Genomic DNA, 12,543 nt, shown 5'->3' with positions numbered 1-12,543 from the left:
TCCTGGGCTACTCAGGCCGGGCTGATATATTGGAAAAAAGAAGCATCCGGCTCATTGGATCGACAAGACTTACCTTTTCTACCAGATCGAAGTCCCAACGGGCAGAGGCTTCGTTAACTTCTCTCTTAAAATCCTGACCTTTGTGGAAAACAGCCTTTGCACCCTGCCGGGTAAACGGTTCGCAAAGTTGAAAAAGCGGATCCAGCGCCGCCAGCGCGCGTGCCGAAACCGCATCGACCCTGCCCAGCGACCAGTCTTTCGCAACCGATTCGATCCGGCCCGGATGCACGGTCCCCCTGGACCCCGTCTCTCGCAGGGCAGTTCTCAGAAAGGCCGCCTTGCGCTGATTGCTCTCGATCATGTGGACATGGGCCTCTGGATCGTCCGCCAGCAGGATCGCCGTGACCACGCCCGGAAAGCCGGCGCCGCTGCCCACATCCACCCAGACCCTGGCTTCTGGATAACTCCACTGGGTCTGCAGACTGTCGACCACATGGCGGGTCCAGATATCCGGGATCGTCGATGGAGAAATCAGGTTTTGTGCGGGTTGCCACTTGAGAACCAGATCCACATAGACCTGCAGACGTTCCAACGTTTCACGTGAAACATCCCCATATTTATGCACAACCTTTCCAGAGGCATTCAACACCGCGGACCGGGTCATCACGCAGCTCCCCGCTGACCGTTCCGTTTCAGATACGACAGGATCAGGGTCAGCGCGGCCGGCGTCATCCCGTCCATGCGCGAGGCCTGGCCAAGGGTAGCCGGACGGACATCCAGCAGCTTCTGACGCACTTCATTGGACAGGCTGGAAATTGCTTCGTAATCGAAACCATCCGGGATCTGCAGGGCTTCATCGCGCTTGAGGGCATCGATATCCGCCTTCTGCCGATCGAGATAGACCGCGTAAAGCGCATCGGTCGCCACCTGCTCGGCGATCGCCGGATCAATCTCCTTGAGCTCCGGCCAGACCATTGTCAGCGCGTCGAAGGTCACATTCGGATAGGAGAGCAGATCGAAAGCCGACCGGCGAATACCGTCCTGATTGACCGGCAGTCCCCTCTTCTGTGCTTCGGAAGGCGTTACGGACAGGCGCTCCAGCAATTCCCGCGTATGGGCGATGCGCGCCAGCTTGGCCTCAAAGGACCTGCGCCGGGCTGGAGATACGCACCCCAGATCCATACCCAACGGCGTCAGCCGCTGATCAGCATTGTCGGCGCGCAGAGACAAACGGTACTCCGCCCGGGAGGTAAACATCCTGTAGGGCTCGGTGATGCCCCGGGTAACCAGGTCGTCGATCATCACTCCGATATAGCCCTGGGAACGATCCACTACGAAAGCCGGCTTTCCCGCGACCTGCAAGGCCGCATTGAGACCTGCCACCAGACCCTGCGCCCCGGCTTCCTCGTAGCCGGTCGTTCCGTTGATCTGCCCTGCGAGATAAAGACCCGCACAACGCCGTGCCTCAAGAGTCTGCCGCAACTCGCGCGGATCCACATGGTCATATTCGATCGCATAGCCCGGCTGCAGAACAACCACATCCTCCAGACCGGGAATGGTCTTCAGAAAGGCGATCTGCGCATCCTCGGGCAGCGAGGTTGATATGCCGTTGGGATAGACCGTGTGATCGTCCAGACCCTCCGGCTCAAGGAAAATCTGATGACCGTCCCGGTCCCCGAACCGGACGATCTTGTCTTCGATCGACGGGCAATAGCGCGGGCCACGGCCCTTGATATCGCCGGAGTACATTGCCGACCGGGAGAGGTTCTCCCGGATGATACGATGGGTTTCCGGCGTGGTCCGGGTGATGTGACACGGGATCTGCGGCGTCGTGATCCTGTCCGTCAGCGTGGAGAAAGGCACGGGATCGTCGTCGCCGGGCTGCTCCTCCAGCCGGTCCCAGTGAATCGTCCGGCCGTCGAGACGGGCTGGTGTCCCGGTTTTCAGCCGGCCAAGCTCGAAGCCGATCTCTTCAAGCGAGTCCGACAATCCCATGGCCGGCGCCTCACCGGACCGGCCAGCAGGAATCTTCCTGTCACCGATATGGATCAGACCTCGCAGAAAGGTGCCGCTCGTGAGAACAATGGCCGCACAGGAGATGCCGCGCCCGTCGCTCAGCTCGATACCGGCGACGCTGCGCTCTTCATCTCCGCCGTCAAAACGGATCCTGTGCGCCTCACCTTCCACCACCGTCAGATTGGCGATGGCAGCAATCTCCCGCTGCATGGCTTCGCGATAGAGCTTCCGGTCGGCCTGTGCCCGGGGACCGCGCACAGCTGGACCCTTGCGGCGATTGAGCATACGAAACTGGATACCGCCCTGGTCGGCAACACGGCCCATGAGTCCGTCCAGCGCATCGATCTCGCGAACCAGATGCCCCTTCCCCAAGCCGCCGATGGCCGGATTACAGGACATCACACCGATCGTATCGGCGCGGTGGGTAACAAGAGCCGTCGCCGCACCGAGCCGCGCCGCAGCCGCAGCCGCCTCGCAACCCGCATGACCGCCGCCGATGACCACCACATCAAATTTCAGGTTCTGCTCGCTCATGATCTCTACCGCCTGCAAGGCAATTCGGCGGCACCCGCCGCGCGCAATATCCGGATCGTTTTTCTGGATCGCTTACCGGCGCCTTGCGCCAGATTATCACAGGCCGTGCATCCGGCCCATATTCGCGAGACTTATAAGACCCAGACCCTTCGAGGTCAAAGCGGAAATCCCTGCAAGGATCCGGCCACCGGAAAGCATCAGGACCAATGAATCGGCGGCACGCAAAATGCATCATATTGGATTCACGTGAAACATGTTCCGGATATGAATCGATCCCCAGTTGGCCTGAATGATTCACGTGAAACAGGTCACTTGCCGATACAGAAATCCCGGAAGATCACGTCGAGCAGATCCTCCACATCGATCCGCCCCGTGATGCGACCGAGGGCATCCGCTGCCCGGCGCAGATCCTCGGCCCGCAATTCGGCCGGCAGTTGCTTCGCCTCCACCGCCGCCTGCAGACCGGCCAGGCATTCTTCAAGGTAATGCCGGTGCCGGTCACGGGTCGCAAGAGGGGCTTCGCCAACGGAAATCGTTTCCTCGGCAAAACGGGTCAAGCGGTGAAGAAGGGGGGTCAGACCATCCGGTTTCCTGGTAGAGCAGGCAATTTCCTCGATCGTTCCGGAAGAGTCTTGTTTCGGAAGAGTCTCAAGATCTCTCTTCGTGTGAACCGTCCAGAGAGGAACATTGCTGCGCAGATCCTCCGGCAAACCCGCGACAGGATCATCCGCAGCAAGACCGCCCGGCTCCATGGCCCAGAGGATCAGGTCGGCCCCCCGTCCTTTTTCTTCTGCCCTGCGAATCCCTTCCCGCTCGACGACTCCCTCCGTCTCCCGCAACCCGGCCGTATCGACCAGTGTGACCGGATAGCCTCCCAGGTCCAGATGCACTTCGATAGCGTCCCGGGTTGTCCCGGCTTCCTCGGTAACGATGGCCACGTCCCGTCCGGCAATCCCGTTCAGCAGGCTGGACTTGCCGGCATTGGGAGCGCCCATCAGAACGACCTGAAGACCGGATCGCAGACGCTCTCCGCTCCTGGAGCGCGCCAGATGATCGGCGATTTCCGTTTGAAGCTCCCGCGCCCCTGCCCAGACTTCATCGGCAACACTGCCCGGAACGTCCTCTTCATCGGCGAAATCGAAGTCCGCCTCGATCATCGCCCGCATGTGGATCAGGCGTTTGCGCCACCCTTCATAAAGGCTGCCAAGCGCACCTCCCATCTGGCGCAGGGCCTGTCGGCGCTGGCCTTCCGTTTCCGCGGCAATAAGATCGGCAAGGCCCTCAACCTCCGTCAGGTCCATGCGGCCATGGTGAAACGCCCTGCGGGTGAACTCTCCGGGTTCCGCCGGCCGGCAGGCCTCGAAGGATCCCAGAACCCTGAGAAGGCCGCTCACCACGGCCCTGCCACCATGGCACTGGAACTCGGCAACATCCTCCCCCGTGAAGCTCGCAGGGCCCTCGAAAAGAAGCACCAGGGCCTCGTCCAGCACATCCTGTGTCCCCGGTTCATGCAGACGGGTCAGCATCGCCTTGCGCGGCTGGGGCAGCCGCCCGCACAGGGCCTGGACGATCTCCCTGGTCCCTGGTCCCGAGACCCGGATCACCGCAACGCCGGAGGGCACAGCCCCGCTGGAGAGCGCATAGATCGTATCTGTCATGAGTACCCTTCCGACGAACCCGGTCATTTCCTGCCTCTCCGGCCAGGCCGGATTCGGATTGCCTCTTTATCAACTATGCCCACCGACTTAAAGACACCGGCCGGATCCGTTCCGCCAGCGAATCAAATGCCCCGCCGCTACATGGGTAAACATCGCAACCGCGACTATCTCTGTTTCACGTGAATCAATCTCTGAACAGCCCGACCGATGGCCCACTCCCGTTCCCGGGAAGTCTTCTTCCGGATTTCCAAAAAAGAATGAACTCGACAGAAATGAACACCGGGCGGTTCCCTCCGGCCCTATCCGCAGGGAGCTATCCAGCCGCTGCGACGAGGGTAGCCGGATCAGGGGCCCTTACAGGCACAAGGCCGATGTCCGTCGTCCAGGGTTCGGACCGGGTCCGATTCAAAACGGTGGCCTTCCCTGCGTCTCCCGGCTGTCTGAGCTTACGGATCATGTTTCACGTGAATCCCGGACCATCACCCGCGCGCCCATCCGGGCTTCGATTCCAGGCGGTGCGGCCCAGCCGATAGAGGATATGGGGCGCGAAAGGATGGTGCTCCGGAATGCTGGGATGAAGGAAATCGCCTTCGTGGTCCCGCGTCATGCCAAGACGTCGCATGACATTCTGCGAGGGCGCGTTATCCGGGATGGTAAAGGCGACGATCTCGTCCAGACCAATGGTTTCAAAACCGAATCGAAGCCACGCCCGGGCAGCTTCACTCGCGTAGCCCTGTCCCCAGGCCGACTGTTTCAACCGCCAGCCTATCTCCACACACGGATCGAAAGGCAGGGGTTTCGGATAGTCCGGACGGTTCAAGCCGACAAAACCCAGGAAGGCACCTGTCTCTTTCAGCTCCACCGGCGCTATGCAGAAGCCGTCGCGCTCCTGCTTTTCGCGGCTTCTGGAAATCAGCAATATGCTTTTTTCCCGCGACAACGGTTCCGGAAAATAGCGCATGACTTCCAGGTCCGCACATATCTCCGCGAAAGGATCGATGTCTTCATCCCGCCAGGCCCGCAATAGCAATCGATCGGTTTCCAGAAATACGGGCATGTCCATTCCATGAATACGGTTCCGAATCAAAATGGCTGATTCACGTGAAACAAATCTTACCAAAAAGTAAAGGCGCGAACCCGTTCGGGTCGCGCCTTCCATTTCCTGACTGGCAGCTGCCGATCAGGTATTCATGCTGTCGAAGAATTCATCGTTAGACTTGGTCTGCTTGAGCTTGTCGAGCAGGAACTCGATCGCATCGACCGTGCCCATGGGGTTGAGGATACGACGCAGCACGAAGGTCTTCTTGAGACGTTCATGCGGAACCAGCAGCTCTTCCTTCCGGGTACCGGAGCGCTGAATGTCGATTGCCGGGTAGACACGCTTGTCGGAAATCTTCCGGTCAAGGATGATTTCGGAGTTACCCGTACCCTTGAATTCCTCGAAGATGACTTCGTCCATGCGACTGCCGGTATCGATCAGTGCGGTCGCGATGATCGTCAGCGACCCGCCCTCTTCGATGTTTCGGGCCGCCCCGAAGAAACGCTTCGGCCGCTGCAGGGCGTTGGCGTCGACACCACCGGTCAGGACCTTGCCCGATGACGGCACGACCGTATTGTACGCACGGCCGAGACGGGTAATGGAATCCAGCAGGATGACGACATCCCGACCATGTTCGGTCAGACGCTTGGCCTTCTCGATCACCATCTCCGCGACCTGCACGTGCCGCGACGCCGGTTCGTCGAATGTGGACGACACCACTTCGCCGTCAACCGTTCGCTGCATGTCCGTCACTTCTTCCGGACGCTCGTCGATCAGAAGAACGATCAGATAGCATTCCGGGTGGTTCCGGGTGATCGACCTGGCGATGTTCTGCAGGAAGACGGTCTTACCTGTCCGCGGCGGCGCGGTGATCAGCGCACGCTGACCCTTGCCGAGAGGTGCCACCAGATCGATGATACGCGAAGACAGATCCTTGTTGGTGGGATCTTCGATTTCCATCCGGAAACGTTCATCGGGATAAAGCGGCGTCAGGTTGTCAAAATGAACCTTGTGCCGGGCCTTGTCCGGATCTTCGAAATTGATCGTGCTGACCTTGAGAAGGGCGAAATACCGCTCTCCTTCCTTCGGACTGCGAATCTGGCCCTCGACGGTATCGCCCGTCCGCAAGGAAAAGCGGCGGATCTGCGAGGGGGAGACATAGATATCATCCGGTCCCGGCAGATAGTTCGCATCCGGAGACCTGAGGAATCCGAATCCGTCCTGCAGAACCTCGACGACACCTTCGCCGACGATTTCCACATCCTGGGCAGCCAGATTTTTCAGGATAGCGAACATCAGCTCCTGCTTGCGCATGGTGCTGGCGTTTTCGACTTCGAGCTCCTCAGCTGTCTGAAGCAGCTCGGTCGGTGTTTTTGCTTTTAGATCTTTAAGTTTCATTTCCCGCATGGAATTGGGGTCTTTGATGTTGTTATGGAGATATGGTTTGGGAGGTCGTTCTGAGCCGCATGGGTTCGCCCGGCCAGAATGTATCTGAAAGACTTTTAGACGTGTCCAGATTGTACGGCGATTGCTGAGTGACTGAAAACAAACTACAGCGCCGTTTGGAAGTGGCCGGAAGATACGTTCTTTTCGAATGAATCGCAAGCCCGGATTTCTGCCGATTTCTCCGGGCCCGATACGGTCCTTCCAGCCATGCCGGCAAGCGGCCGCCGAAACGGCGGCCGATCCGTTTCACACACGCGTTGCCTCAGAAAGGTTTGCCGATCACAAGGATCACGATTCCGATCATCAGCACTGTCGGAACTTCGTTCAGGAAACGGTAGAAGCGCGGTGACCGGGTGTTCTCGTCCCGAGCGAAGGTCTTCACGCAGCGGCTCAGATAGCCGTGAACGCCCGACATGACAATCACCAGCGTGAACTTCGCATGAAACCAGCCGTCCCGCCACGCATCCAGCTCATAGGCCAACCACAGCCCGAAAATCCAGGCGGCGATCATGGAGGGATTGATGATCCCCTTGAGCAGACGCCGTTCCATCACCTTGAAGGTCTCCGACTGCACGGATCCCGTTTGCGCCTCGGCGTGATAAACGAACAGTCTCGGCAGATAGAGCATGCCCGCCATCCAGGCGATGATCGAAATGACGTGCAGCGATTTGATCCAGAGAAAGAGATCCATCCGTCTTAACCCTTCTTCACCAGATCGACCATGCGCGCCACATTTTCAGGATCCGCATCCGGTGTCACACCGTGGCCGAGGTTGAAAATCAGCGGACCCTTGTCGAATGTTCTGAGAATGTGTTCCACGCCCTCTTCCAGAGCCCGTCCGCCGGCGACCAGTCTCATGGGATCGAGATTGCCCTGGATGGGAACCTGTTTCTGGATGTCCAGAGCAAGCTCGTCGGGAGCCGTCCAGTCCAGACCGACCGCATCGACACCGGTTCCCTCGATATAGGCTTTCATGCGGGCCGAGGACGCCTTGGGAAATCCGATGATGGTGGCATCCGGCCGCGCCGCCTTGACGCCCGATACGATTCGGCCGGTCGGTTCGATCGACCAGCGCCGGAACCCGGCATCGTCCAGAACCCCGGCCCAGGTATCGAAGATCTGTACCGCGTCCGCACCCGCGTCCAGCTGCCGGACAAGATACCGGATGGAAGCGGTAACCAGTTCGTCGATGAAACGCTGCATCAGATCCGGATCGCGATAGGCGCCCACTCGCGCGGCGACCTGGTCCGGGGTGGTGTGTCCGGCAACCGAATAGCAAGCAACCGTCCAGGGAGCGCCGCAGAAGCCGAGTAGCGTCGTTTCCTCAGGCAGCTCTGCCCGAAGGCGGGAAACCGTCTCGATGACGGGTTTGAGATGATCCTCGGCCCGTTCCTGTTCCAGCCGGTCTATGAGACTGGAAGACAGCGGTTCCAGCACAGGACCACGCCCTTCTTCAAAACGAACCGGATATCCGATGGCGTCCGGAACGACAAAGATGTCCGAGAACAGGATGCTTGCATCAAAACCGTAACGGCGGATCGGCTGGAGTGTGGCTTCCGTGGTGAGATCCGGAGAATAGCAGAACTCCAGGAAATTCGATGCCTTGGCCCTGAGTTCCCGGTATTCGGGCAGATAGCGTCCGGCCTGCCGCATCATCCAGACGGGAGGTGGCCAGATCTTTTCGCCCTTGAGAACCCTCATCACGGTTCTGTCTTGAGACTTCATGAGGCAGCGCCTTTCCCACTTTTCGATTCTAATAAAGAGTCTTTATTTGAATCTGTTTTTATTGTTTGAGCGTGGATTACAGGGATCAATTTCTATCCACAATCCGTCCGCTTGAATTTCTCGCCGGGATAAATCCGGCCCCTTGTTTAGCTGAATCTCTCCCCAAGAGTCGATAAAACGATTATCAGTTAAATTACAGATACTTAAACAGGTGTTAACCTTTCGTTAGGAAATTGGGCGCTAGTGGACAATCTGTCGATATGTCACAGAGTTCCTGTGAATCCACATTCACCGGGAACCGTTTCGGGATCGGTTTGCCCGCGTTTAGGTTTTGTTAATAAATCATGCTGAGCGGGCATAAACTTCGTGCTAGGCAGAGGCCGAATGGGCTTTGCCCCAATTCATCAACAGCCCTGGGGATGACAGCGTGAACAAGTCGAGACACTATTTCCATTTGCATCTGGTGTCCGACTCCACCGGCGAAACCCTCATGACCGTGGCGCGTGCGGCCACCGTGCAGTATGAAAATGTTCAGGAAATCGAGCATGTCTATCCGCTCGTTCGCTCCCAGAAACAGCTCGACCGGGTCATCAGCGAAATCGAGAAGGCACCGGGCATCGTGCTCTACACGCTCGTTGACGTGGACATCGCCAAGCGGCTGGAACTCAAATGCCGCGAACTCGGTGTTCCCTTCGTCAATATCCTGGACCCGGTCTTTGCCGTCTTCCAGTCCTATCTGAATGTGACGCAGACCCACCGCATTGGCGGGCAGCACGAACTGGACGCCGAGTATTTCCGGCGTATGGAAGCGCTCAATTACACCATGTTGCATGACGACGGCCAGGTCTGGGACGATCTGGAATCCGCGGATATCGTGCTCATCGGCATATCCAGAACCTCCAAGACCCCGACCTGTATCTATCTCGCCAATCGGGGCATCAAGGCGGCGAATGTCCCGCTGGTTCCAGGCATTCCCCTTCCGGAACACGTGAAGAAGCTGAAAGGGCCGATGATCGTCGGCCTGATCGCATCCGTTGAGCGCATCCAGCAAATACGCCGCAATCGGGTCTTGTCGCTGAATTCGGATGGCTATAACGACACCTATGTGGACCGGAAGGAAATCTCCCAGGAGATCAACATGACCCGCAGACTGTGCACCGAGAACGAATGGCCGCTGATCGACGTCACCCGGCGTTCGGTCGAGGAAACAGCCGCGGAAATCATGACTCTTTTCAAGACCCACCGGACCGAGCGGGAAGACAGCCACGGAAGGTGAGCTTCCGCAACGCACAGCAGAGGACTTCCATGGCACTTGTACTTGCGAGCGGCAGCAGCATCCGGGCCGAGCTGCTCAAAAACGCCGGACTGCGGATCGAGGTCGATCCGGCCGATGTGGACGAACGGGCCGTTGAGGCCCCGCTTCTGAAAGCGGGGTTCCCGCCGGAAGATCTGGCGGGCATTCTTGCCGAAGCGAAGGCGAATGATGTCAGCGCCCGCCGTCCCGGAGATCTTGTGATCGGAGCGGATCAGATCCTGGCTTTCGAGGGCGAGCGGCGCACGAAACCCGAAAACATGGAAGCCGCCCGCCGTCAGTTGCTGGCATTTTCCGGAAAGACGCACGAACTCCTGTCCGCGGTGGTGATTTCCCGCAATGGAGAAGCTCTCTGGCGCCACGTTTCCACCGCCCGTCTGACCATGCGCGGCCTGACACCGCAGTTTGTCGGCCATTACCTCGCCGCCGCCGGCGATGACGTTCTTTCAAGCGTCGGTGCCTATCAGCTAGAAGGCATTGGCGTGCAGCTTTTCGAAAAGATTGACGGCGATTATTTCACCATCCTCGGCCTGCCGATGCTGCCTCTCCTGGCCCGCTTGCGCGCACTGGAAGTGATCGAAACATGACTGCAGTCACCAGAAAGGCCGCCGTCACCGGCCATCCTGTTGCCCATTCCCGGTCGCCGCTCATTCATGGCTACTGGTTGAAAAAGCACGGTATCGCCGGTGAATACGGATGTCTGGATGTGGCGCCCGAAGAGGCCGACAGGTTTTTCCGGAATTTTTCGCAAAGCGGTCTGGTCGGCGCCAATATCACGGTTCCGCACAAGGAAACCGCCGCCGCCGCCTGCGACCGGCTGGACGAAGCCGCCAGGGTCATGGGGGCGGCCAACACCATCTGGCTGGATGATGACGGCGCATTGCACGGGTCGAATACGGACTGGACGGGATTTCTGGGAAACCTCGACCAGCGTGCCCCAGGGTGGGATGACACCTCCCGCACAGCGGTCGTTCTGGGTGCGGGAGGTGCCGCGCGGGCAATTGTCTTCGCGCTGCTTTCCCGGAAATTCACAACTGTGCATATCGTCAACCGGACAGCGGAAAAGGCCAGGAAAATCGCCGCTGAATTTGGAACCGGAACGATCGGGCATGGCTGGGATAATCTGGGGATCCTGCTTGAAGAAGCCGATTTCCTCGTGAATAGCACCTCTCTCGGCATGACCGGCAACCCGCCGCTCGGGATCGATCTCTCCCCCCTGCGGAAAGACGCCCTGGTGACCGATATCGTCTATGTGCCGTTGCAAACCGATCTCCTGAAACAGGCGGAACAACGCGGCAATCCCGTCATTGACGGCCTCGGCATGCTGCTCCATCAGGCGGTTCCCGGATTCGAGCGCTGGTTCGGTGTGCGCCCGCAGGTGGATGAGGCCCTGCGCGCGCTGATCGTTGAGGATCTGGGAGGACGATCATGATCCGCCTGGGCCTGACCGGTTCGATCGGCATGGGAAAATCGGTGACCGCGAAGATGTTCGCTGCGGAGGGCGTGCCGGTTCATGACGCCGATGCTGCCGTTCATGCCCTTTACAGCGGCCGCGCTGCTCCGTTGATCGAAGCCGCCTTTCCCGGCACCGTCACCGACGGCAAGGTGGACCGCAAACTGCTGTCGCCCCGGGTTTTGGACAAGCCGGAGGCCATGAAGCGGCTGGAAGCGATTGTTCATCCGCTGGTGCGCGAGGTGGAGGAAGAGTTTCTGGAAAAGGCAAGAGCCGCGAGGCGGCGTCTTGTCGTGATGGATATTCCCTTGCTGTTCGAGACGGACAGCATGCGCCGGGTGGATGTGGCCGTTGTCGTGACCGCCGACGCACGGATTCAGCGCCAGCGGGTCCTTGCCCGGCCCGGCATGACGGAGGACCGGTTCCACTCGATCCTGCAAAAGCAGATGCCGGATGCCGAAAAACGCCGGCGTGCGCATTTTCTGCTCGACACCGGGCATGGCATGGAGCCGGCCCGGCGCGGCGTGCGGGCAATTCTGAAGGCTCTGGCCGGTTGCGGCTGAAGCACGGGGAAAACACCTCCCGCGTCCTTGGCTTCGCCGGGATCAGCCGTCACACTGGATTTTAAAGACAGGCAGGCGAAATCATGCGTGAAATATCCTTCGATACGGAAACCACGGGCCTCAATCCGCGCGGCGGCGATCGGCTGGTTGAAATCGGCGGTGTGGAGCTCATCAACCACATTCCGACAGGCAACGCCTATCACGTCTACATCAACCCGCAGCGCGACATGCCGGAAGAAGCGTTCCGCGTGCACGGTCTGTCGGCGGAGTTTCTGGCGGACAAGCCGCTGTTTCCCGACATCGTTGATGAATTTCTGGAATTTGTCGGAGACGGCACGCTGGTCATTCACAATGCCGCCTTCGACATGGGTTTCATCAACATGGAACTGGAGCGTGCCGGCCGGGGACCGATTCCGGGAAGCCAGGTGATCGATACGCTGGACATTGCCCGGCGCAAGCATCCGAGCGGGCCGAATTCCCTCGACGCGCTCTGTTCGCGATATGGCATCGACAACTCCAGGCGCGTGAAGCACGGCGCATTGCTCGATGCGGAAATCCTGGCCGAGGTCTATCTGGAACTGATCGGCGGACGGCAGACCGCACTCGGTCTGGTGCTCGAGGAAGAGGAGACATCTTCTTCGGGCATGACCATGGAAGCGGGGGAACTCGGTCCCTTCAACGCCAGGCGTCGTCCCGAGCCGCTAGCCCCGCTCCTGTCCGGGTCGGAATATGAAGCCCACAAGGCCTTTATCGCGGGCATGGGTGACGATTCCATCTGGACGAAATACGAGAGCTGA

12 protein-coding genes are annotated in these 12,543 nt (G+C 59.3%); 5 read left to right on the top strand and 7 right to left on the bottom strand.

All coding sequences use genetic code 11. The features are described from left to right. Window positions 1-7: 7 nt before the first annotated feature. The 7 genes from rsmG to hemE form a co-directional block, all read right to left on the bottom strand. Window positions 8-592: a 16S rRNA (guanine(527)-N(7))-methyltransferase RsmG gene (gene rsmG, locus DCO57_RS08995; RefSeq protein WP_244287917.1), complete on the bottom strand. Its 585-nt coding sequence runs from the start codon at window positions 590-592 to the stop codon at window positions 8-10. Window positions 593-663: 71 nt separating this feature from the next. Continuing rightward, window positions 664-2,550, bottom strand: coding sequence for a tRNA uridine-5-carboxymethylaminomethyl(34) synthesis enzyme MnmG (gene mnmG, locus DCO57_RS08990; protein ID WP_116698546.1), 1,887 nt, complete (start codon window positions 2,548-2,550; stop codon window positions 664-666). Window positions 2,551-2,858: 308 nt separating this feature from the next. Continuing rightward, window positions 2,859-4,208 carry a tRNA uridine-5-carboxymethylaminomethyl(34) synthesis GTPase MnmE gene (gene mnmE / locus DCO57_RS08985; protein WP_116698657.1) on the bottom strand — a complete coding sequence of 450 codons (1,350 nt, stop codon included), beginning with the start codon at window positions 4,206-4,208 and terminating at the stop codon, window positions 2,859-2,861. A gap of 460 nt (window positions 4,209-4,668) precedes the next feature. After that, window positions 4,669-5,367: a GNAT family N-acetyltransferase gene (locus DCO57_RS08980; protein WP_347876551.1), complete on the bottom strand. Its 699-nt coding sequence runs from the start codon at window positions 5,365-5,367 to the stop codon at window positions 4,669-4,671. Window positions 5,368-5,388: 21 nt separating this feature from the next. Continuing rightward, entirely contained in the window at window positions 5,389-6,654 is a 1,266-nt protein-coding gene (rho, locus tag DCO57_RS08975) for a transcription termination factor Rho (protein WP_116698545.1), read from the bottom strand. Between the two features lie 301 nt (window positions 6,655-6,955). Next, complete coding sequence (hemJ, locus tag DCO57_RS08970; RefSeq protein WP_116698544.1) at window positions 6,956-7,384, bottom strand: protoporphyrinogen oxidase HemJ; 429 nt, start codon at window positions 7,382-7,384, stop codon at window positions 6,956-6,958. Between the two features lie 5 nt (window positions 7,385-7,389). Further along, window positions 7,390-8,418: a uroporphyrinogen decarboxylase gene (gene hemE, locus DCO57_RS08965; protein ID WP_116698543.1), complete on the bottom strand. Its 1,029-nt coding sequence runs from the start codon at window positions 8,416-8,418 to the stop codon at window positions 7,390-7,392. A 427-nt stretch (window positions 8,419-8,845) separates the two neighbouring features. Between hemE and DCO57_RS08960 the strand changes: the two genes are divergently transcribed. The 5 genes from DCO57_RS08960 (at window position 8,846) to dnaQ (ending at window position 12,543) form a co-directional block, all read left to right on the top strand. Next, window positions 8,846-9,694, top strand: coding sequence for a pyruvate, water dikinase regulatory protein (locus DCO57_RS08960; protein WP_165814693.1), 849 nt, complete (start codon window positions 8,846-8,848; stop codon window positions 9,692-9,694). Between the two features lie 29 nt (window positions 9,695-9,723). Then, the gene (locus DCO57_RS08955) at window positions 9,724-10,317 is read left to right on the top strand and encodes a Maf-like protein (RefSeq protein ID WP_116698655.1); all 594 of its coding nucleotides are present in this window, start codon (window positions 9,724-9,726) and stop codon (window positions 10,315-10,317) included. Beyond that, complete coding sequence (locus DCO57_RS08950) at window positions 10,314-11,162, top strand: shikimate dehydrogenase (protein WP_116698541.1); 849 nt, start codon at window positions 10,314-10,316, stop codon at window positions 11,160-11,162. The genes DCO57_RS08955 and DCO57_RS08950 overlap by 4 nt, the downstream gene beginning before the upstream one ends. After that, window positions 11,159-11,746 (top strand): dephospho-CoA kinase, encoded by a 588-nt coding sequence (coaE, locus tag DCO57_RS08945; protein ID WP_116698540.1) that lies wholly within the window; start codon window positions 11,159-11,161, stop codon window positions 11,744-11,746. The genes DCO57_RS08950 and coaE overlap by 4 nt, the downstream gene beginning before the upstream one ends. A gap of 83 nt (window positions 11,747-11,829) precedes the next feature. After that, window positions 11,830-12,543, top strand: coding sequence for a DNA polymerase III subunit epsilon (gene dnaQ, locus DCO57_RS08940; protein ID WP_116698539.1), 714 nt, complete (start codon window positions 11,830-11,832; stop codon window positions 12,541-12,543).

The sequence above is a fragment of the Labrenzia sp. 011 genome, from assembly GCF_003075075.1.
In the GTDB taxonomy this organism is placed as follows: Bacteria; Pseudomonadota; Alphaproteobacteria; order Rhizobiales; family Stappiaceae; genus Roseibium.
Note: the sequence above shows the minus strand (reverse complement) of the source record. Positions and strands in the feature narration are given on the sequence as shown.

Coding starts and splice junctions, on each gene's coding strand:
- DCO57_RS08955 (WP_116698655.1), top strand. CDS start 9,724: ATGGCACTTGTACTTGCGAGCGGCAGCAGCATCCGGGCCGAGCTGCTC.
- DCO57_RS08980 (WP_347876551.1), bottom strand. CDS start 5,367: ATGGAAGGCGCGACCCGAACGGGTTCGCGCCTTTACTTTTTGGTAAGA.
- mnmG (WP_116698546.1), bottom strand. CDS start 2,550: ATGAGCGAGCAGAACCTGAAATTTGATGTGGTGGTCATCGGCGGCGGT.
- rho (WP_116698545.1), bottom strand. CDS start 6,654: ATGCGGGAAATGAAACTTAAAGATCTAAAAGCAAAAACACCGACCGAG.
- mnmE (WP_116698657.1), bottom strand. CDS start 4,208: ATGACAGATACGATCTATGCGCTCTCCAGCGGGGCTGTGCCCTCCGGC.
- hemJ (WP_116698544.1), bottom strand. CDS start 7,384: ATGGATCTCTTTCTCTGGATCAAATCGCTGCACGTCATTTCGATCATC.
- coaE (WP_116698540.1), top strand. CDS start 11,159: ATGATCCGCCTGGGCCTGACCGGTTCGATCGGCATGGGAAAATCGGTG.
- hemE (WP_116698543.1), bottom strand. CDS start 8,418: ATGAAGTCTCAAGACAGAACCGTGATGAGGGTTCTCAAGGGCGAAAAG.
- dnaQ (WP_116698539.1), top strand. CDS start 11,830: ATGCGTGAAATATCCTTCGATACGGAAACCACGGGCCTCAATCCGCGC.
- DCO57_RS08950 (WP_116698541.1), top strand. CDS start 10,314: ATGACTGCAGTCACCAGAAAGGCCGCCGTCACCGGCCATCCTGTTGCC.